We start from the raw sequence: 19,109 nt of genomic DNA on the forward strand, positions 1-19,109 counted from the left end.
CCCGGCTGAGGTCGGCACCGGCAGGCCGGGCGGTCAGTCCCAGCAGAGGCAGAACGGGTGCCCAGCCGGGTCGGCGTAGACCCGGAAGCCCTCGCCCTCGCCGGGTAGCCGGCGGGCGCCCAGGGCCAGAGCCGCCTGCTCCGCCGCCTCGATGTCGTCCACCGTCACGTCGAGGTGGAACTGCTGGGGCCGTTCCGGGTCGGGCCAGGCCGGCGGGCGCAGCTCGGGGGCCCGTTGGAAGGCCAGCCGGGGCAGGTGGCCGGGCGGGCCGCCGAGCACCACCCAGTCGTTGCCGTCGGAGTTGTCCTCGATCAGCGGCAGGCCGAGCAGCTCCGAGTAGAAGCCGGCCAGCGCATGCGGGTCGGGACAGTCGATCACCGTCGAACGCAGCTGTCCAATCATGGCGAGCATGGTGCCCGACGGGTACGACGAGAAACCTCACTCCTCGGACAGCCGACGCCCGGCGTCCCGGCAGGCCGCGAGCACCGCCCGGGCGTAGGCCGCGTCCGCCCCGGCCAGGCCGCAGGCGGGGGTCACCACCACCTGCTCGGCGAGCCGGCGGCGGGGAAACCCGAGGCGGTCCCAGAGGGTGCGTACCCGGTCGGCGAGGTCGGCGGAGGTCGGCGGGCGACCGGTCGGCGTCGTCGGCGCGGCACCGGCCAGCAGCCCGAACCCGGCGTCAAGCGCCTCGCCGAGCGGGTCGAGGTCGGTCAGCAGGCTCAGGTCGAGCGCGACACCGACCGCTCCGGTGGTGCGGAGCAGGTCCAGCGGCACGTGCGGGGCGCAACAGTGCACCACGGTCGGCACCCCGACCGCCTCGATCACCGTGCTCAGCAACGCACGGGCGTCGCCCGACTCCACCGCCCGGTAGGCACCGAGGCCGCTCTCGGTGGGGATCCGGCCGGCCAGCACCGCCGGCAGGGACGGTTCGTCCAGTTGGAGCAGCACCGAAGCGCGCGGCAGCCGGCGGGTGACCGCCTGCACGTGGCCGCGCAGCCCCTCGGCGAGCGAACCGGCGAGATCCCGCAGCGCGCCGGGGTCGCGCAGCATCCGACCGCCGATCGGCAGCTCGATCGAGGCGGCCAGGGTCAACGGGCCGGCAGCCTGGATCTTGAGTGGGCCGGCGTACTCCTCGGCCTGCTCGGCGAGCTGGTCCAGGTCGCGCTCCATCAGGTCGCGGGCCCGACGCAGGTCACGGCCGGGACGCGGGGCCACCCGCCACCGCGCCGCGTACAGCTCGATCGGCAACTCCACCAGCAGACCGCCGGTACGCCCGATCACGTCGGCGCCTGGCCCACGGGCCGGTAGCTCCGGCAGATGGGGCAGGTCGGGCAGCTCACCGAGAACGATCCGCTGGGCCTCGGCGATGTCGGCCCCCGGCAACGATCCCAGCCCCGTCGCCGCACCCGCTCCCCATGGCAGCCCCTGATCACTCACCGCCGCAGGGTACCTCCCGCGACCCTGGCATCGCCGAGGTCACGGCTTGCGGTATGTCGGGCGATCACGGCGACGGGAAGGCCCGACATGCCGCAAGTCGTGACCGATCCTCCACCGACGGGGCGACGGGGCGACGGAGCGAGGGGGCGTTGGCGCGGTCAGTCAGTGATGGTGGCGGAGCCGAGGACGATGTCACCGGCGGGGTCGGGGCGGTAGGCGACGATGGCCTGGCCAGCGGCGACGCCGCGCACCGGGTGGCGCAGGTCGGCGTGGAGGGTGTCGCCGGCCACCGTGACGGCGGCGGGCACCACCACGCCGTGGGCGCGTAGCTGGACCTCGCACTCGATCGGGCCGTCGGGTCGCGGCCCACCGGTCCAGACCGGGCGGGTGGCCCGGACCGTCGAGACCTCCAGCGCCTCGGCGGGGCCGACGGTGACGGTGTTCGTCTTGGGCGTGATGGAAAGCACGTAGCGGGGCCGGCCGTCCGGGGCCGGCCGGTCCAGGTGCAGACCGCGCCGCTGGCCGACGGTGTACGCGTACGCACCGGCGTGCTGCCCCACCACCGCACCGGTGGTGACGTCGACCACGTCACCGGGCGTCTCGCCGAGGCGCCCGGCCAGGAAGCCGCGGGTGTCACCGTCGGCGATGAAGCAGATGTCGTGCGAGTCCGGCTTGTCGGCGACGGCGAGCCCACGCTCGGCGGCCTCCTGCCGGACCTGCGCCTTGGTCGAGTCCCCCAGCGGGAAGATCGAGCGGTCCAGCTGCTCGCGGGTGAGCACCGCCAGCACGTACGACTGGTCCTTGGCCACGTCGACGCTGCGGCGCAGCAGGCCGTCGGGGCCGAGCCGGGCGTGATGCCCGGTGACCACCGCGTCGAACCCCAGGGCCACCGCCCGGTCCAGCACCGCGGCGAACTTGATCTTCTCGTTGCAGCGCAGGCACGGGTTGGGGGTACGCCCCGCGGCGTACTCGGCGACGAAGTCGTCCACCACGTCGGCGTGGAAGCGGTCGGCCATGTCCCAGACGTAGAACGGGATGCCGAGCACGTCGGCGGCCCGCCGGGCGTCCCGCGAGTCTTCCAGGGTGCAGCAGCCCCGGGCACCGGTGCGGTAGGTCTGCGGGTTGCGCGCCAACGCCAGGTGCACGCCGGTCACGTCATGCCCGGCCTGCACCGCCCGCGCCGCCGCCACGGCGGAATCCACGCCGCCGGACATCGCCGCCAACACCCTCACCCGGACCACTCTCCCTTCCCACCGAGCCTATCTCCGCCCGCCACCGGGATCAGCGGGGCGTACGCGGGGCCGCCGCCCGCCGGGCCCGTTCCACGGCCCCCGGGAGAGCGGCGATGAGCGCGTCGATGTCCTCGGTCGTGCTGGTGTGGCCGAGGGAGAACCGCAGCGACGAGCGGGCCCGGTCGTCGTCCGCACCCATCGCCAGCAGCACGTGGGAGGGCTGTGCCACCCCGGCCGAGCAGGCCGAGCCGGTCGAGCAGGCGATGCCCTGGGCGTCCAGCAGGAGCAGCAGCGCGTCCCCCTCGCAACCGGGGAAGGAGAAATGCGCGTTGCCGGGCAGCCGGTCGGTCGGATCGCCGTTGAAGACCACCTCGGGGACCGCCTGGCGGACCCGCCCCACCAGGTCGTCGCGGAGCGCGGCCAGCCCGGCCGCGTACTCCTGCTGGCCCTTGACGGCCGCTTCGACGGCGACCGCGAAGGCGACGATGCCGGCCGCGTCGAGGGTGCCGGAACGCACGTCCCGCTCCTGCCCCCCGCCGTGCAGCAGGGGTACCGCCGGCACGTCCCGGCCCAGCAGCAACGCGCCGACCCCGACCGGGCCGCCGAGCTTGTGACCGGTCACGGTGAGCGCGGCGACGCCACTGGCGGCGAAGTCGACAGGCACCTGACCGACCGCCTGGATGGCGTCGGTGTGGAACGGCACGCCGTACTCGGCGGCCACGGCGGCCAACTCGCCGATCCGCTGGACGGTGCCGACCTCGTTGTTGGCCCACATGGCGGTGACCAGCGCCGCCCGGTCGCCGTGTTCGGCCAGCTCGGCGCGGAGCGCGTCCGGGTGCAGCCGCCCGGCCCCGTCGACGGGCAGCCAGCCCACCTCGGCGCCCTCGTGCCGGTCCAGCCACTCCACCGCGTCGAGGACAGCGTGGTGTTCGACGGCGCTGGAGATCACCCGGCGCCGCCCGGCGTCGGCGGCCCGGCGCGCCCAGAAGATGCCCTTCACCGCGAGGTTGTCACTCTCGGTGCCCCCACCAGTGAAGATCACCTCGGACGGCCGGGCACCCAGCGCGGCGGCCACCCGCTCCCGCGACTCCTCCACCCGGCGACGGGCCCGCCGGCCGGACGCGTGCAGAGAAGACGCGTTGCCGACCTCGCGGGCGGTCGCGACGTACGCCTCCAATGCCTCGTCGAGCATCGGAGTGGTCGCGGCATGATCCAGGTAAGCCATCACAGTTCAGCCTAACGACCACTCCGATGCCGACCGCAGACCGGATTACCTGGCGGGACGTCAGACCGGTGCGGCGGTCACCACGATGTTGTCCCGGTAGCGGCGGGCGTCGGCGTCGAAGGGCCCACCACAGGTGATCAGCGTCAGCCGGGGACGCCCGTCGCGGGCGAAGTACCGCTCCAGCGGAATCTTCGTCTTGTCGTACTCCTCCCGGGCCACCACCCGGTAGGTCCGCTCGGTCCCGTCTTCACCGGTGGCCGTCACGGTGTCGCCCGGTGCCAGTTCCCGTAGCCGGTAGAAGGCGCCCTTGCCCTGTTCGGCGCTGTCGACGTGTCCAGCGATCACCACCGAGCCGGACTCGGCCTCCAGTCCGGGGCCGTAGCGGTACCAGCCGATCTCATCGATGCTGGGCGGCACGTCGAACTCCCGGGTGCGCTCGTCGACCCCGACCGGGTCGACCCGCGCGGTGACCCCGATCGCGGGAATGCGCAGCCGGACCGGACGCACCGGTTCGGCGTCGTCGGGCAGCGCGCCCGGGACCACCGCCACGGCTGGTCCGGTGCTCGACGGCGTGGGGCTGGCCAGGGCGGCGACCTGCTCGGCACCGACGTCCCCCGCCGGCCTGGACACCACCGCCACCACCGCCGCCACGGCGAGCGCGGCGGCGCCGGCGGCAACCGCCGCCAGCGCCCCGCGGTTGACGACGGTCACCGGCGACCCGACCGGACGACAGCCGCCCGCGCCCCGCCCGCGACCAGCAGCAGGATCCCGGTGCCCGCCAGGGCGTACCACCAGGTGCCGAGGCCGGTGTCGGCCTGCCCGCCGGTGCCGCTCGGCACCCCGGACGGCGCCGAGTGCAGGCCGTCGATGGTCTGCGCCACGACGGAGAGGTTCTCCGCCTCGGCGGAACCGATGGCGTAGACGATCGTCGCCGTACCCTCCCGCAGGTTGAGGTCGGCCGGCCCGATCACCACCGTGTCGGTGCCGGCGAGCACCACGTCCGCCGAGACACTGCCGGCGTCCACGTCGCCCTTGGCCTCGTTCGGGTTGGTCAGGCCCTCGAAGACCGGGCTGCCGCCGGCCCGCACGTCCACGGCCGGCGCGGCGGCGGTGTGCCGGACGATCAGCCGGGCCTTGCCGGCGTCGACCTTCGCGGTGTCGTTGACGAACGGGGTGATCGTGGGCTCGCCGTCGGCGTTGAGGTGGGCGGCGATGCTGATGTTCGCCCCACCGGGCACCTCGGCGTCGTCGGCGGTGAGGATGGCCTGCTCGATCGGCTCGCCCGGCTTGGTCAGGGCGAGGTCGTACTGCCCCTCGGGCAGGTCCAGCGGCCCGGCCACGTCACCGGGCTCGAAGTTCTCCAGGGTCTTCTCACCGTTGACGTAGACGTCGACCGGGGTGTCCGGGATGCCGTGCACGACGGAGACCTTCGAGTCGGCGGCGTACGCCGGGGTCGCCGTCGCGATGCCGGCGCCGACGAAGGTCAGCGCGGCGACCGCGCCACCCGCGGCGGCGCGGCGAAGGTACGCGAACTGCATGTCTGCCTCCTGGTGTTTCGTGGCACTTCGTCATGCTTGCTGTGCACCCCGAGTTACGCCGGCTCCGCGCCGCCCGGATGCGGGCCGCGGCGACTTTCTTTTCCCGGCCGCCAGCGCATCCGTCAGGCACCGCCCGGACGAAGAGAGGCCGAGGAGACGCTGGGCTGACAGAGGGGACGGCACCGGTGCGAGCTACAGTCGGGCATGCCCCCAACCAGGCGAACCGTCCCGTGACCGGGATCCGGCAGCAGCCGGGCACACCCGAGGACGAGCTGGCCCGCCGCTTCCGGGCCGGCGACGAACTGGCGCTGCGTGAGGCGTACGACCGTTACGGTCGGGCGGTTCTCCACCTGGCCACCAGCACGCTTGTGAACCGCAGCGACGCGGAGGACGCGACGCAGGCCACGTTCGTCGCCGCCTGGCTCGGCCGGGAGACCTTCGATCCCGCGAAGGGCTCACTTGTCGGCTGGCTGCTGGGCATCGGCCGGCGCAAGGTGATCGACCGGCTCCGGTCCGCCGCCCGCGAGAACCGGGTGGTCGAGACCGTACGCCAACTGCCCGAGCCGGCACCCGCCGGCAGTGACCCGGACACCGTGGTCGACCGGCTGGTGGTGGCCGACGAACTGGCGCGGCTGCCGGACGAACAGCGGCGCATGCTGGAATTGGCCTTCTTCGACGACCTGACCCACCAGCAGATCGCGACAGTGACCGGGGTGCCGCTCGGCACGGTCAAGAGTCACATCCGGCGGGGCATGGCGAGTCTGAAACGCAGATGGGAGGTGGACGGTGCAACACCTGGAGCACGACCGGCTGGTATTTCTGGCGCTCGGTGAAAGTGAGGTGGACACCTCCGACCGCACCCACCTCGACGCCTGCCCGCACTGCCAGGCGGAGTTGGAGAGCCTGCGCCATGTCGCCGGCCTCGGCGCCGCCAGTCAGGAGCTGCGCGAGCTGCCCGACCCGCCGGAACATGTCTGGCAGGGCATCATGGCCGAGATCACGGCGGCGAAGGAACTGCCCCGGCTCGCCGCCGACCGGCCACGGCCGGACCCGGCCGACCCGGTCACCACCGACACTCCGCCCGGCCCGCGCCGGTCGCGGCGCGGGCGCTGGTCACGGCTCGCCACCACGGCGATCACGGCGGTCGCCGCCGCCACCGTCGGTGTGGTCGGCACCGCCGCCCTGCTGCGTGACGGTACGCCCGCCGAGCCGACCGTGGTGGCCAGCGCTCCGCTGGCGGCGTACGGGTCGACTCCACCGGCGGCCCGGGGCGACGCCCGGGTGCTGGGCACCGGCGAGTTGCACCTGCACGTGGCGAATCTCCCGGCCGTACCGGGGTACTACGAGGTCTGGCTCATCAACCCGCAGAACATGGAGATGTTCTCGGTCGGTGTGCTCGGCGACGGCGCTGACGTGCTGCTGCCGCTGCCGCCGAACGTCGACCTGGGGCAGTACTCGGTCGTCGACGTCTCGGCCGAGCAGTTCGACAACAACACCGCCCACTCCGGCGACAGCCTGTTGCGGGGCTCCCTGACGGGCTGATCGGCGGGCCGGTTCAGCTCCCCGGCCCGCCGATCAGCTCCCTCGTACCACCGACGCGACACAGCCGCCGCCCGGGAATCCGGACGGCGGCTGCTCGCGTACGACTCACTTGCGCTTGCGGATCTCCTCGGCGGCCTGCGGGACGATCTTGAACAGGTCGCCGACCACGCCGAAGTCGGCCAGCTCGAAGATCGGCGCCTCGCCGTCCTTGTTGACCGCGACGATGGTCTTCGAGGTCTGCATACCGGCCCGGTGCTGGATCGCACCGGAGATGCCAAGCGCGATGTAGAGCTGCGGGGAGACGGTCTTGCCGGTCTGACCCACCTGGAACTGGTGCGGGTAGAAGCCGGAGTCGACCGCGGCCCGGGAGGCGCCGACGGCGCCGCCGAGCAGGTCGGCCAGTTCCTCGACCAGCTTGAAGTTGTCCGCGTTACCGACACCGCGACCGCCGGAGACGACCACGCCGGCCTCGGTCAGCTCGGGACGGGAACCCTTCTGCTCGGCCACCCGGTCGACGACCTTGGCCAGCTTGTCGCTGTCGGTGACGGCGACGGTGAGCTGCTCGACCGCGGCAGTGGCCGCGGCCGGCGTCGGGTTCACCGAGTTCGGCCGGACGGTGACCAGCGGCAGACCCCGGGTGACCTTGGACTTCACGATCGTCGACCCGGCGAAGGCCACCTGGGTGGCGGTGCCGTCGGCGGCCAGACCCACCACGTCGGTCAGGATGCCGTTGTCCAGCTTGACCGCCAGCCGGGCGGCGATCTCCTTGCCTTCCTGCGAGGAGGCGAGCAGCACGGCGGCCGGCTGCACCCGCTTGACCAGATCGGCGACCACTGTGGCCTTCGGCGCCACCAGGTAGCCGTCGATCTCGTCACCCTCGGCCGCGTAGATCTTCTCCGCGCCGTACTCGCCCAGCTTGCCCGCGAGCGCCTCGGCGGCACCGGCGCCGCCGAGCACCACCGCCGACGGTGAGCCCAGCTCACGGGCGAGGGTGAGCATCTCCAGGGTGACCTTCTTGACGCCGAACTCCGCGGTGGCTTCGACGACGACGAGAACCTCAGACATGTCCCACACCCCTCACACGAACTTCTCGGTGGCGAGGAACTCGACGAGCTGCGTGCCGCCGGAGCCCTCATCGGTGACCTTGACGCCACCCGAACGCGGCGGACGCTTGCTGTGCTCGACCACGGCGCTTGTCGCCCCGTCGAAGCCGACCTCGTTCGCGGCCACGCCCAGTTCGGCCAGGGAGAGCGTCTGCACCGGCTTCTTCTTCGCGGCCATGATGCCCTTGAAGGAGGGGTACCGGGGCTCGTTGATCGTGTCCCACACGGAGACGATGGCCGGGGTCGAGGCGGTGACCACCTCGTAGCCCTCCTCCGTCTGCCGCTCCACCGTCAGCGTGGCCCCGTCGACCGTGAGCTTGCGGGCACCGGTCAGCGCCGCGATGCCCAGCCGCTCGGCGAGCATGTGCGGCATCACCTGCACCCGCCCGTCGGTCGACTCCGAGCCGCAGAGCACCAGGTCGGCGTTGAGCTGCCCCAGCGCGGCGGCCAGCACCTTCGACGTGGCGACGGCGCAGGAGCCGTGCAGGGCGTCGTCCACCACGTGCACCGCCTTGTCCGGGCCCATCGAGAGCGCCTTGCGGATCGACTCGGTCGCCCGGTCCGGCCCCATGGTCAGGATCGTCACCTCGCCGCCGTGCGCCTCCTTGATCTTCAACGCCTCCTCGATGGCGTACTCGTCCATCTCGTTGATGACGTTGTTCGCCGAACCGCGGTCGACAGTGTTGTCGTCAGTACGCAGGTTGCGGTCCGCGCCCGAATCAGGCACCTGCTTGACGAGTACGACGATGTTCATCGCGCTTCGACGACCCTCCTGCTGTGGTTATGTGATCTTTTCGCCCCAGATCTGGGCGCAGCCTCGCGCGTGCGGTGCCGTCCGGTCAACCATGGGCTGTTGTGCGGTTGCCCACGGCGTCATGTTACCTGTCAGTAGCATCTGCGCCCAGCACGCCCCTGATGCGTTCGATCACCTCGGCCTCGGCCGGACTCACGCCGTCGTGGGCGCGGGCCGTGCGATCGGCCGCGGCCAGCACCACCGCGCGGTAGACCGGGACGTCCTGCGGGACCTTCTCGGCCAGGATCTCGACGCCCCGGCGCAGCGCCGGCAGCACCACCGACTCCACCTCCAGCGCCGAATCGCGCGGCAGTTTCGGCAGCGGCCCGCTGGTCAACGCCTCCTTCACCACGCCACTGGCGTCGGCCATCGCCCCGGAGGCCGCGAAGCTCTCCCGGAACAGCGCGATCACTCCCGGGTCGGCGTTCGAGACCATGAGCACCGCACCGAAGGCACCCGTCTTCAGGGTCATCTTCTCGTCGTCCGTCAGCCGCTGGCTCATGATCACGGAGTGTAGACGTAGGGCGTGGTGGTGGTGACCGGGACAAGCCCGAGCCGCTCCAACACCGGGCGACTCTCGTCCGACGCGTCGACCTGCACCAACGTCCGGCCACGCGCCCCGGCCAGCCGCGCCCGGTAGGTGACCAACGCACGGTAGATGCCCTTGCGTCGCCACTGCGGCAGCGTCGAGCCGCCCCAGAGTGTGGCGAACGTGCTGTCGGCCGGGTACCGCACCCAACCGGCGCTGACCATCGTCTCGCCCGCCTCGGCCACCACGACCGTGACCGCCTGCGGATCGGTGCCGATCTCCCGCGCCAGCGCGTCGGCCAGTCCGGACAGGTCACGCCCCCACACCTGCGACTTCAGCTCCGCGATCCGGTCCAGGTCCGCGCGCCCGGTCACCTCCCGCAGGCGTACGCCCTCGGGCGTCACCGGCAGCGCGGAGGCCAGCGGAGCGACCGGGCCGACCACCACGGTCTCCTGCTCCTCCGGCACAAAGCCGGCGGCGCGCAACCGCTGCGGCAGGTCGGCCGGCTCGTCATGACCGTGCAGCTTCCACTCGACCGGCTCACCCCGCTCGCGGAACACCGCAACCTGCCGGGCGATCAGCTCGTCGAGCGCGACGCCGGCCAGCCCACCGAGGTCGCGGTAGGTCACCATGCCCCGCTGGTCCAGGCCCCGCACCCGGAACAACGGACCGTCGGTCTCCACCACGACGCCGTCGGGCACCGGGTCGGGTAGATCCGGCCGCAGCTGGGTGTCGTACGCCGCCCGCAGGGTGGTCGCGTCAAGATCCGTCATGCCCCCAACCTATTCCCGCAGGAAACCGGATAATCACCACCGTGTGGCAGATGATCAGGAACTGGTTCGATCCGCAGGAGATGCGGTCGGTGGGTAGCACCCCCGACTACCGCTTCTCCCTGGCCAACGAACGCACGTTCCTGGCCTGGCTACGTACCGGACTGGCGTTGATCGCCGGCGGACTCGCCGCCGCGCAGTTCCTGCCGACCCTGTCCCTGGTCCACCTGCGCGAGGCGATCGCCGTGGCGTTGCTGCTGCTCGGCGGCGTGGTCGCGATCCGGGCCGTCGACCACTGGGCCCGCACCGAACGGGCCATCCGGCTCGGCGAGGAGTTGCCCGCGTCCCGCTTCCCGGCCGTCCTCGCCCTCACCGTCGGCCTCGGCGCGCTGTCGCTGGTGGTGGCGGTGCTGGCCGGCGCGATCAGCGGATGAGCACGGTTCGCGACCCGGGGCTGCAACCCGAACGCACCCGGCTCGCCTGGCGGCGCACCCTGCTCACGCTGACCGTGGTGGCGCTGCTGACGGTCCGGCTCGCGCTCACCGGCGGCCCGGGCGGGGCCGGGGCGGCGGCGCTGACCATCGTCGGCTGGGGTGTGATCGTCACGCTCTGTTGGCGGCGGGCCACCGGCAGCGGCGTACCCCGTACCGACGGTCGACCGCTCGCCCTGGTGGGGCTGGCCGCCGCCGGATTTGCGCTCCTCGGAGCGCTGCTGGTGCTGCGCGGGCTGTGACCGCTGCGCGCGGTAGGTAATGATGGTTACATGGCCCGGCTGTACATCCTCCTCTTCCTGGTGCAGGTCGTCCTCGCCGTCTGTGCCCTGATCAGCTGCCTCTCCGCCGAGGAGGACGGCATCCGCCACCTCCCGCGGATCGCCTGGCTGCTGATCATCCTCTTCTTTCCGCTGGTCGGCTCGATCGCCTGGTTCGTCGCCGGGCGGGAGCGCAAGGCCGTCGGCGGGTCGATGTCCTGGGCTCCGGGCGCGCGCCCGGCCGAGCGTCCCCGGCCGCTCGCCCCGGACGACGACCCGGAGTTCCTCCGCACCATCGAGGAGCGCTCGCGCCGGGAGGACCAGGAACTCTTCCGCCGTTGGGAGGAGGACCTCCGCAAACGCGAGGACGACCTGCGCAAACGCGAGGGCGAGCCACCGCGCGAGGAACCCCGCCCCGAGGTGTGACGGCCGGGGCGGGATCCTGCGGGTTCAGGCCAGGTTCGAGGAGCGGGGGTACGCGTCGGCCGGATCGGTGAGCACGTTGACCAGGTACGGCACCCCGGCGTCGAAGGCCCGCTGCAGGGCCGGCCCCAGCTCGGCGGCCTTGGCGACCGTCTCGCCCGCCCCGCCCAGCGCGCCGACCACCTGGTCGTAGCGCAGCTCCGGCTGGAGGTCGGCGGCCACGTCGTAGCCGTACATGGCCCGCATCGGGTGCTTCTCCAGGCCCCAGATGCCGTTGTTGCCGACCACGATGACCACCGGCAGTTTCTGCCGGGCCAGCGACTCCACGTCCATCAGCGAGAAGCCGGCCGCCCCGTCGCCCATCAGCACGCAGACCTGCCGGTCCGGGTGGGTGACCCGGGCGCCCATCGCGTAGCCCATGCCGGTGCCGAGGCAGCCGTACGGGCCGGGGTCGAGCCAGGTGCCGGGCTGGGCCGGCTCCAGGTACCGCCCCGCGTACGAGACGAAGTCGCCGCCGTCGCCGATGGTGACCGCGTCGCGGGCGAGCACCTTGCGCAGCTCGCCGTAGATCCGGGCCGGACGGATCGGGTCGGTCTCGGCCGCCATCTCCTCGGCGTCACGGGCCTTGGCGGCGTCTTCCGCCGTCCGCAACTGGGCGACCCAGTCGTCGTGATCGACGCGGTCGCCGGGGTGCTCGGCCAGGGCGGTGAGGATGCCGCGCAGGTCACCGGCGGGGGCGACGGCGGGCTGTACGTGACCGGCGCGCTGGCTGGGCGCGTCGACGATGTGCACCACCTGAGCCTCGCCGAAGTCGCCGAAGGAGAGCCGGAAGTCCAACGGGGTGCCGATCACCACGACCACGTCGGCGTTGGACAGGGCAACCCGACGGGCCTTGGCGAAGGCCAGCGGGTGCTCCGGCGGCAGGGCGCCCCGACCCATGCCGTTGGTGAAGACCGGCACGGTGAGCGCCTCGGCCGCGGCACGCAGCTCGTCGACGGCGTCACCGGTCCAGACGTCCGACCCGGCGATGATCACCGGACGGGCCGCGCCGGCGATCAGCGCGGCGGCGCGGGCCACCTCGTCGGGGTCGGCTTCGAGCGGGCTGAGCTGCGGCCCGGCCGGCAGCTCCGCGTCGCCGACCGAGAAGACCGCCTCCAGCGGGAAGTCGAGGAACACCGGCCCCCGGTGCGGGGTGAGGGCGGTGGTCAGCGCGGCGGCCACCGCCCGGGGGATGTCGTCCGCGCTGAACACCGTCTCCGCGTGCTTGGTGACCGGAGCGACCAACGGAAGGTGGTCCATCTCCTGGAGGCTGCCCGAGCCCCAGCGGAACTGGGGTGCCCGGCCGCCCAGCACGAGCACCGGCGAGGCATTGAAGAAAGCACTGGTCAGACCAGAGATGCCATTTGTCACACCGGGGCCGGCGGTGAGCACGGCCAGCCCGGGGCGGCGCTGGAGCTTCGCCACCGCCTCGGCGGCGAAGACGGCGGACTGCTCGTGCCGCACGTCGTAGATCGGGAAATCGGTCTTGTGCGCGGCATCGTAGAGCGGGAACACGTGCCCGCCGGAGAGGGTGAACATCTCCCGCACCCCGTACGCGCGCAGCGCCGCGAGGGCGAGTTCCCCGCCGTGGCCTTCGATCCGCTCCGTCATTCCCGCTCCTTCTCGTCGCCTGACCGGAGTCACACGCTACTGGCCGGTAGAAGGAATGTGAACCATTCTCGACGCGCTCAGCGTCCGGTGAAGTCCGGCTTCCGCTTCGCCACGAAGGCCGCCATCCCCTCGCGCCGGTCGTCGGTGGCGAACAGCCCCGCGAAAAGCTGGCTCTCCCAGGCCAGACCCGAGTTCAGATCCATGTCCAGGCCGCCGTCGACGGCAAGCTTCGCCGCCCGCAGCGCCTGCACCGGACCGGTGAGGTACGGCCGCACCATCGCCACCGCGGTGTCGTACACCTCGGCCGCCGGGGCGACCCGGTCGGCCAGGCCGATCCGCAGCGCCTCCTGCGCGTCCACCATCCGACCCGACATGATCAGATCCTTGGCGCGGGCCGGTCCGACCAGCCGGGCGAGCCGCTGGGTGCCCCCCGCGCCGGGGATGATGCCGAGCTTGATCTCGGGCTGCCCGAGCTTGGCGTCCTCGGCCACCACCCGCCAGTCACAGGCCAGCGCCAGTTCGCAGCCGCCGCCGAGGGCGTAGCCGGTGATCGCGGCGACGACGGGCTTGGGGATCCGGGCGATCGCGCCGAGCGCGCTCGACAGGTCGGCGGCCCGCGCGGCCATGTCCACGTAGGACATGTCCGCCATCTCCTTGATGTCCGCGCCGGCGGCGAAGACCTTCTCCCCGCCGTACACGATGACCGCTCGGACGTCGTGGTCGGCGGTCGCGGCGGTGGCGGCGGCGCGCAACTCCTCCTGCACCTGGGTGTTGAGGGCGTTCATCGGCGGCCGCTCCAGCCGGATGGTGCCGATGCCGTCCCGGGTCTCCAGCCGCACGAACTCGCCCACGCTGAGCCTCACTTCCTCGTCGAAGTCGCGTGCCAACCTTACGACCCGCCTCGTTGGGGTAAGTAGTCTGGTGCCAGCCCCGTCAGTCGGGAGTCGCACGATGAACCCTCGCCAACCCGAGCCGCGCGCTGGCCGAGCCGCGCCGCCGTCGCCGCACCCGGGCCGGACGCGCGGCCAGGACGCGAGGCGTCCCGCCGTCACCTACTACGACGATCGGTCGGTGCGGGTCACCTCCGCCGCCGTCACCGTCGAGGACCGGGTCTACCCACTGGCCGAGATCAGCGAGATCTGGCACCAGCACGGCACCCGCTCCTGGCGAGTGCTGGCCGGACGGGGCGCCATCGGTGCCGCCCTGGTCGCCCCACTGGTGGCCGCCGCCGCCGGAGTCGCGCTGGCCATCCGGCTGGACCGGTCGGCGACCGTCACGATCGCGATCGTCGGGGCCTCCGTGCTGGTCGGGCTGGCGGTCGGGCCGGTCGCCGACTTTCTCTTCGAGCACCTCGACCGTTCCTACGCCCGGGGCAGCCGGCAGCGGGAGGTCTGGATCCGCTGGCGGGGCCGCCCGGTGCAGTTGCTCCGCACCCCGGACGCGCTGCGCTTCGGGCAGATCTACCGCGCCGTGCAACGCGCCATGGAGGTCGGCCGACCGATACCACCCCGTCGACGCTGAGCGACCGCACGACAGCACCAGGTTGCCCAACGGTGCTTAAGCTTAATGATGGCGCTCTATTACCGGGACGACGCGGTGCAGGTGACCTCCGAGGCGATCCGGGCCGGTGGGCACGTCATACCGATCACCGAGGTCACCTACGTCTGGCACGCCAAGGGGCGCACCACCCTCGCCGTACGCGGGCGGGTCATCGGTAGGGGCGTCCTGGTCCTGCTGCTGTCGCTGCCTCCACTGGTGGGGCTGATCTGTGTGCTCTCGCTCGCCTGGTCCGCGCAGGACCGGGGCGAGTGGCTGCCGGCGCTGATCGTGCTCGCCGCGTGCGTCATTGTTCCGCTCGCTTTCGTCCCGTTCCTGGAGATTCCCCTCGGCTGGCTGGACCGCTCCTACGAGCGCGGCAACCGGGTGCTGGAGTTGTGGGTGCAGTACCGGCGGCAGGAGGTGCTGGTGCTGCGCACCCCGGACGCGCTGCGGTTCGGCCAGATCTACCGCGCGGTGCAGCGCGCCGTCGAGCAGCAGAGCGACAGTTGACAGCCGTCGTCGGGCGGTGGTGGCCCGCCCGACGCACACTTGATTCCATGGCACTCCCCCTTCCCCGGCCGACCGCGGTCCTCGGGCTCACCCGTTCCGCCCTCGACCAGGCCGCTTCCTTCGCCGCCATCCCGGCCCGCGCGTTCGCGGTGCTCGACGAGGTGGAGGCGCTGCTGGCCCGAATCAACGGCGTGGTGGACCGGGTCGAGCAGACCCTGGACCGGACCGACCAGATGGTCACCGACGCCGAGGTGGCGGTCCGCGAGGTCGCGGTGATCAGTGCCGCCGCCACCGCCGCCGTGGACACCGCGACCGAGGTGGCCGCGGCAGCGGCCGTCGTCGTGGAGTCGGCGGGGTCGGTGGCCGGGCGAGCCGCCGAGACCGTGGGTACGGCGGCCGAGGCCGCCGCCACCGCGGCCGAACTGCTGAAGGCGTACGAACCTGCGCTGCGGCGGGCTGCGCCGATGGCCAACCACTTCGTCGAGCAGCTCAGCCACGAGGAGGTGACCGCGGCGGTCCGGCTGGTCGACGAGTTGCCGAAGCTGCGGCAGCACCTCACCGCCGACGTCCTGCCCATCCTGGCCACCCTGGACCGGGTCGGCCCGGACCTGCACGACCTGCTCGACGTGACCCGGGACCTCAAGCTCGCGGTGGCGGGCATCCCCGGCCTGTCGATGCTGCGCAGACGGGGCGAGAAGCTCAACGACGACGCCGACTGATCAGGCCGGATGTCGGCCGGCGGTCAACAGTCGCAGGCGACGGCGGTTCGTGGGGCGGTCAGGTCGTCCACCGGCCGGCGGGTGGGTCCCGTGGCGGTCACCACGGGCAGGCCCTCCCGGACCCAGTACTCGTAGCCGCCGCGCATCTCCTTGACCGGGTAGCCGAGTCGGGCGAACTCCAGCGCGGCCCGGGTGGCACCGTCGCAGCCGGGCCCCCAGCAGTAGGTGACCACGCGCGCGCCGGGCGGCACCGCCTCGGCGGCCCGCTCGGCGATCAGTTCGGTGGGCAGGTGCACGGCACCGGGCAGGTGGCCCTGCGTCCAGGCCGCGTCGCCGCGCGAGTCGACCACGACCAGGTCGGGCACGACCGCGGTGAGGTCGGCGTGCACGTCGGCGACGTCGGTCTCGAAGCGCAGTCGGGCGAGGAAGTGGGCGACAGCGTTGGACGGATCGGCAGCCGGTACGGCGAAAGCTCGGGTCATGCCCTGAATCATCGACCGATGCCGGCCGGTGGAGCGAGTGGCGACAACGCCGTACTCCGCTAACATCCGGCCATGGGACCGGGTGACCGTAGCGTGGCTGTGCTCGCGTACCCGGGGATGTCGGGTTTCGAGACCGGGATCGTCACGGAGGTCTTCGGGCTGCCCCGGCCGGAGCTCGACGTGCCCTGGTACGACCTGCGGCTCTGCGCCGAGCGACCGGGCCCCGTGCCGTTGCTCGGCGGCGCCAGCCTGCACAGCCCGTACGGCCTCGACGTGCTGGCCGCCGCCGCGACCGTCATCGTTCCCGGCGTGCCCGATGTGCACGGCACACCGTCGCCGGAACTGGTCGCGGCGCTACGCCTGGCCCACCGGGCCGACGCCCGGCTGCTGTCCATCTGTTCAGGCGCCTTCGCGCTGGCCGGTGCCGGGCTGCTCGACGGTCGACGGGCCGCCACCCACTGGCGGTACGCCGACCTGCTGGCCCGCCGGTACCCGCGGGTCACGGTCGACGCCGACGTGCTGTATCTCGACGACGGGGACATCCTCACCAGCGCCGGCAGCGCCGCCGGCCTCGACCTGTGCGTGCACGTGGTGCGACGGGACCACGGCTCGGTCGTGGCCAACGCGGTCGCCCGCCGGCTGGTGATTCCGCCGCACCGTGACGGCGGCCAGGCCCAGTTCATCGAGGCGCCGGTGGCGACGGACCCGGACGACGACCGGATCGCCAGCAGCATCGACTGGGCGCTGGCCCACCTGACAGAGCCGCTCACGGTGGCCCGGCTGGCCCGGCAGGCGCACATGTCGACCCGCACCTACCTGCGACATTTCGCGAGAGCCACCGGCACCAGCCCCATCCGCTGGCTGATCGAGCAACGGGTGCGGGCCAGCCTGGCGCTGCTCGAAACGACCGACACACCGGTCGGGCAGATCGCCACGGCCGTCGGCTTCGACGCCCCGGTGACCTACCGTCACCACTTCACCCGGGCGATGCGGACCTCACCGTCGGCGTACCGTCGCGCGTTCCGTACCGGCGTACCGGACGGGCGGCGGATGGGCCGGCCCGACCCGGCAGAGCGGCGCTGACCCGGTCAGGGCGCGGGTACGTAGAGCTGGTCGATCTCGACCCGGTGCGGCAACGAGACGCTGGCACCGAGCCGGCGTACGCAGGCGGCGCCGGCAGCCGAGGCCCAGCACACCGCGTCCACCAGGTCGCGTCCCTCACCCCAGGCCACCGCGAGCGCACCGGTGAAGGCGTCGCCGGCGGCCGTCGAATCGACAGTGTCCACAGTGACCGCCGGCACGTGCACCGCCGCGCCGTCCCGGTCGCCGTACCAGGCGCCCTGAGCGCCGAGGGTCAGCACCGCCCGGGGCACCAGGTCGAGCAGCGCTTGCGGATCCTCCCGACCCCGTCCGGTGTACGCCTGCGCCTCGTTCTCGTTGACGACCAGCACGTCCACGGCGGCGAGCAACTCCGGCGGAAGCCCCACGGCCGGTGCCGCGTTGAGCACCACCCGGGTCCCGGCGGCGCGGGCCGCAACCGCCGCCTGGGTCACCGTCTCCACCGGGATCTCCAGCTGCGCGACCAGCACATCGGCGTCGCGGACGGCGTCGAGTTCGGTCTCCGTCAGGTCGGTCAGCGACGTGTTGGCCCCCGGGGTCACCAGGATCGCGTTCTCGCCCTCGGCGTTGACCATGACCAGGGCCACCCCGGATGCGCCGTAAGTGGTGCGCAGCTGACTGGTGTCGACCCCGGCGGCGGTGATCCGGGCGCGCAGGGTCACCCCGAAGGCGTCCGAGCCGATCGCGCCCAGGAAGACGCTTGCGGCACCCGCTCTCGCGGCGGCGATGGCCTGGTTGGCGCCCTTGCCGCCGGGCACGGTGACGAAGTCGGTGCCGAGCCGGGTCTCCCCCGGACGGGGCAGCGCCTCGGCGGTGGCGACCAGGTCCATGTTGGCGCTGCCCACCACCACGACGCGGGTCTGTGGCACGGGCACCTCCCGGAGATGGCGGGCGTCGCCTCAGGCGGCGCGGGCGGTGTAGCGGTCGCCGTTGCGCTCGACGAGCAGCGGCAGCCCGAAGGTCTTTGTGAGATTGTCGGCGGTGAGGGTGTCGTCCAGCAGCCCCTGCGCCATCACGGCCCCGTCACGCAACAGCAGCGCGTGGGTGAAACCGGGGGGAATCTCCTCGACGTGGTGGGTGACCAGCACCAACGCCGGAGCGTCCGGATCGTGCGCCAGGTCGGCCAGGCGGGCGACCAGGTCCTCCCGGCCGCCCAGGTCCAGCCCGGCCGCCGGCTCGTCGAGCAGCAGCAGCTCCGGATCGGTCATCAGCGCCCGGGCGATCTGGGTCCGCTTGCGCTCCCCCTCCGACAGGGTGCCGTACGCCCGGTCGGCCAACCCGCTGACGCCCAGTTGGTCGAGCAACGCCCGGGCGCGGGCCTCGTCGGCCGGGTCGTAGCTCTCCCGCCACCGGCCGACCACCGACCAGGCGGCGGTCATCACCACGTCGACGACCCGCTCCTGAGCGGGCAACCGCTCGGCCAGCGCGGCGGTGGACAGGCCGATCCGGGTCCGCAACTCCATGACGTCGGTGCGGCCGATCCGCTCACCCAGCACGTGCGCGGTGCCGGTGGTCGGGTGCAGGCGTCCGGAGGCGATGTTGAGCAGGGTGGTCTTGCCGGCACCGTTTGGCCCCAGCACCACCCAGCGTTCGTCCAGTTCCACCCGCCAGTCGACGTCGTGCAGCAGGGCGGTGCCGGACCGGCGTACGGCGACGCCGTCGAGGCTGACCACCAGATCCGCGTCCACGGGTGAGGGGGCGGGTGCGGCGCCGGCGGCGCCAGGGATCAGGTCACCAGTCACCAGCC

Annotated in this window: 24 protein-coding genes; 9 read left to right on the forward strand and 15 right to left on the reverse strand. The window is 72.7% G+C overall.

Features of this window, described 5'->3' with window-relative positions:
* Positions 1-33: 33 nt before the first annotated feature.
* The 6 genes from O7624_RS09745 to O7624_RS09770 all read right to left on the reverse strand — a co-directional run bounded on the left by O7624_RS09745 (position 34) and on the right by O7624_RS09770 (position 5,432).
* On the reverse strand, positions 34-402 hold the full coding sequence (locus O7624_RS09745) for a VOC family protein (RefSeq protein ID WP_282239751.1): 369 nt from the start codon (positions 400-402) through the stop codon (positions 34-36).
* 36 nt (positions 403-438) lie between these two features.
* On the reverse strand, positions 439-1,437 hold the full coding sequence (locus tag O7624_RS09750) for a methionine synthase (RefSeq protein ID WP_282239752.1): 999 nt from the start codon (positions 1,435-1,437) through the stop codon (positions 439-441).
* 158 nt (positions 1,438-1,595) lie between these two features.
* Positions 1,596-2,669, reverse strand: a complete 1,074-nt coding sequence (gene mnmA, locus O7624_RS09755; RefSeq protein ID WP_282239753.1) for a tRNA 2-thiouridine(34) synthase MnmA — start codon at positions 2,667-2,669, stop codon at positions 1,596-1,598.
* 49 nt (positions 2,670-2,718) lie between these two features.
* Positions 2,719-3,894: a cysteine desulfurase family protein gene (locus tag O7624_RS09760; RefSeq protein WP_282239754.1), complete on the reverse strand. Its 1,176-nt coding sequence runs from the start codon at positions 3,892-3,894 to the stop codon at positions 2,719-2,721.
* 60 nt (positions 3,895-3,954) lie between these two features.
* Positions 3,955-4,605 carry a class F sortase gene (locus O7624_RS09765; protein ID WP_282239755.1) on the reverse strand — a complete coding sequence of 217 codons (651 nt, stop codon included), beginning with the start codon at positions 4,603-4,605 and terminating at the stop codon, positions 3,955-3,957.
* Positions 4,602-5,432 (reverse strand): DUF4397 domain-containing protein, encoded by an 831-nt coding sequence (locus tag O7624_RS09770; RefSeq protein ID WP_093401795.1) that lies wholly within the window; start codon positions 5,430-5,432, stop codon positions 4,602-4,604. Before O7624_RS09770 ends, O7624_RS09765 begins: the two co-directional genes overlap by 4 nt.
* A gap of 230 nt (positions 5,433-5,662) precedes the next feature.
* Here O7624_RS09770 and O7624_RS09775 point away from each other — a divergent pair, with 230 nt between their 5' ends.
* Together O7624_RS09775 and O7624_RS09780 are read left to right on the forward strand one after the other, a co-directional pair.
* The gene (locus O7624_RS09775) at positions 5,663-6,265 is read left to right on the forward strand and encodes an RNA polymerase sigma factor (protein WP_093401796.1); all 603 of its coding nucleotides are present in this window, start codon (positions 5,663-5,665) and stop codon (positions 6,263-6,265) included.
* Positions 6,219-6,974 (forward strand): anti-sigma factor, encoded by a 756-nt coding sequence (locus O7624_RS09780; RefSeq protein ID WP_282239756.1) that lies wholly within the window; start codon positions 6,219-6,221, stop codon positions 6,972-6,974. The genes O7624_RS09775 and O7624_RS09780 overlap by 47 nt, the downstream gene beginning before the upstream one ends.
* Before the next feature lie 105 nt (positions 6,975-7,079).
* Here O7624_RS09780 and O7624_RS09785 read toward each other — a convergent pair whose 3' ends face one another.
* The 4 genes from O7624_RS09785 to O7624_RS09800 all read right to left on the reverse strand — a co-directional run bounded on the left by O7624_RS09785 (position 7,080) and on the right by O7624_RS09800 (position 10,172).
* The gene (locus tag O7624_RS09785) at positions 7,080-8,039 is read right to left on the reverse strand and encodes an electron transfer flavoprotein subunit alpha/FixB family protein (protein ID WP_093401798.1); all 960 of its coding nucleotides are present in this window, start codon (positions 8,037-8,039) and stop codon (positions 7,080-7,082) included.
* Between the two features lie 12 nt (positions 8,040-8,051).
* Positions 8,052-8,831: an electron transfer flavoprotein subunit beta/FixA family protein gene (locus tag O7624_RS09790; RefSeq protein ID WP_282239757.1), complete on the reverse strand. Its 780-nt coding sequence runs from the start codon at positions 8,829-8,831 to the stop codon at positions 8,052-8,054.
* 124 nt (positions 8,832-8,955) lie between these two features.
* The gene (locus O7624_RS09795) at positions 8,956-9,372 is read right to left on the reverse strand and encodes a hypothetical protein (protein ID WP_093401800.1); all 417 of its coding nucleotides are present in this window, start codon (positions 9,370-9,372) and stop codon (positions 8,956-8,958) included.
* A 2-nt stretch (positions 9,373-9,374) separates the two neighbouring features.
* Positions 9,375-10,172, reverse strand: coding sequence for a GNAT family N-acetyltransferase (locus tag O7624_RS09800; RefSeq protein ID WP_282239758.1), 798 nt, complete (start codon positions 10,170-10,172; stop codon positions 9,375-9,377).
* 41 nt (positions 10,173-10,213) lie between these two features.
* Here O7624_RS09800 and O7624_RS09805 point away from each other — a divergent pair, with 41 nt between their 5' ends.
* Genes O7624_RS09805 through O7624_RS09815 form a run of 3 tightly spaced genes read left to right on the forward strand, consistent with a single transcriptional unit; the run spans position 10,214 to position 11,346 of the window.
* Positions 10,214-10,603: a DUF202 domain-containing protein gene (locus O7624_RS09805; protein WP_093401802.1), complete on the forward strand. Its 390-nt coding sequence runs from the start codon at positions 10,214-10,216 to the stop codon at positions 10,601-10,603.
* Entirely contained in the window at positions 10,600-10,902 is a 303-nt protein-coding gene (locus O7624_RS09810; RefSeq protein ID WP_093401803.1) for a DUF202 domain-containing protein, read from the forward strand. The genes O7624_RS09805 and O7624_RS09810 overlap by 4 nt, the downstream gene beginning before the upstream one ends.
* 30 nt (positions 10,903-10,932) lie before the next feature.
* Positions 10,933-11,346 (forward strand): PLD nuclease N-terminal domain-containing protein, encoded by a 414-nt coding sequence (locus tag O7624_RS09815; protein ID WP_282239759.1) that lies wholly within the window; start codon positions 10,933-10,935, stop codon positions 11,344-11,346.
* Between the two features lie 24 nt (positions 11,347-11,370).
* Here the strand turns inward: O7624_RS09815 and O7624_RS09820 are convergent, their stop codons facing one another.
* Together O7624_RS09820 and O7624_RS09825 are read right to left on the reverse strand one after the other, a co-directional pair.
* Positions 11,371-12,993: an acetolactate synthase gene (locus O7624_RS09820; protein WP_282239760.1), complete on the reverse strand. Its 1,623-nt coding sequence runs from the start codon at positions 12,991-12,993 to the stop codon at positions 11,371-11,373.
* A gap of 77 nt (positions 12,994-13,070) precedes the next feature.
* On the reverse strand, positions 13,071-13,844 hold the full coding sequence (locus O7624_RS09825; protein WP_282239761.1) for an enoyl-CoA hydratase-related protein: 774 nt from the start codon (positions 13,842-13,844) through the stop codon (positions 13,071-13,073).
* Between the two features lie 100 nt (positions 13,845-13,944).
* Between O7624_RS09825 and O7624_RS09830 the strand changes: the two genes are divergently transcribed.
* From O7624_RS09830 to O7624_RS09840, 3 genes are read left to right on the forward strand one after another with little or no spacing between them, the layout of a single operon-like run.
* Positions 13,945-14,514 carry a DUF6232 family protein gene (locus O7624_RS09830; RefSeq protein ID WP_282239762.1) on the forward strand — a complete coding sequence of 190 codons (570 nt, stop codon included), beginning with the start codon at positions 13,945-13,947 and terminating at the stop codon, positions 14,512-14,514.
* Positions 14,515-14,562: 48 nt separating this feature from the next.
* Positions 14,563-15,042 carry a DUF6232 family protein gene (locus tag O7624_RS09835; RefSeq protein ID WP_282240594.1) on the forward strand — a complete coding sequence of 160 codons (480 nt, stop codon included), beginning with the start codon at positions 14,563-14,565 and terminating at the stop codon, positions 15,040-15,042.
* Positions 15,043-15,089: 47 nt separating this feature from the next.
* Positions 15,090-15,761 (forward strand): hypothetical protein, encoded by a 672-nt coding sequence (locus O7624_RS09840; RefSeq protein WP_282239763.1) that lies wholly within the window; start codon positions 15,090-15,092, stop codon positions 15,759-15,761.
* 23 nt (positions 15,762-15,784) lie between these two features.
* Here O7624_RS09840 and O7624_RS09845 read toward each other — a convergent pair whose 3' ends face one another.
* Entirely contained in the window at positions 15,785-16,243 is a 459-nt protein-coding gene (locus O7624_RS09845; protein WP_282239764.1) for a rhodanese-like domain-containing protein, read from the reverse strand.
* Positions 16,244-16,315: 72 nt separating this feature from the next.
* Here O7624_RS09845 and O7624_RS09850 point away from each other — a divergent pair, with 72 nt between their 5' ends.
* Positions 16,316-17,326, forward strand: coding sequence for a helix-turn-helix domain-containing protein (locus O7624_RS09850; protein WP_282239765.1), 1,011 nt, complete (start codon positions 16,316-16,318; stop codon positions 17,324-17,326).
* 5 nt (positions 17,327-17,331) lie between these two features.
* On the opposite strand, the gene O7624_RS09855 is transcribed toward O7624_RS09850, so the two are convergent.
* Complete coding sequence (locus tag O7624_RS09855; protein ID WP_282239766.1) at positions 17,332-18,231, reverse strand: ribokinase; 900 nt, start codon at positions 18,229-18,231, stop codon at positions 17,332-17,334.
* A 30-nt stretch (positions 18,232-18,261) separates the two neighbouring features.
* On the reverse strand, positions 18,262-19,104 hold the full coding sequence (locus tag O7624_RS09860) for an ABC transporter ATP-binding protein (protein WP_210941245.1): 843 nt from the start codon (positions 19,102-19,104) through the stop codon (positions 18,262-18,264).
* Between the last annotated feature and the right edge of the window lie 5 nt (positions 19,105-19,109).

It is taken from the genome of Verrucosispora sp. WMMD1129 (genome assembly GCF_029581255.1).
GTDB classification, from domain to species: domain Bacteria; phylum Actinomycetota; class Actinomycetes; order Mycobacteriales; family Micromonosporaceae; genus Micromonospora; species Micromonospora sediminimaris.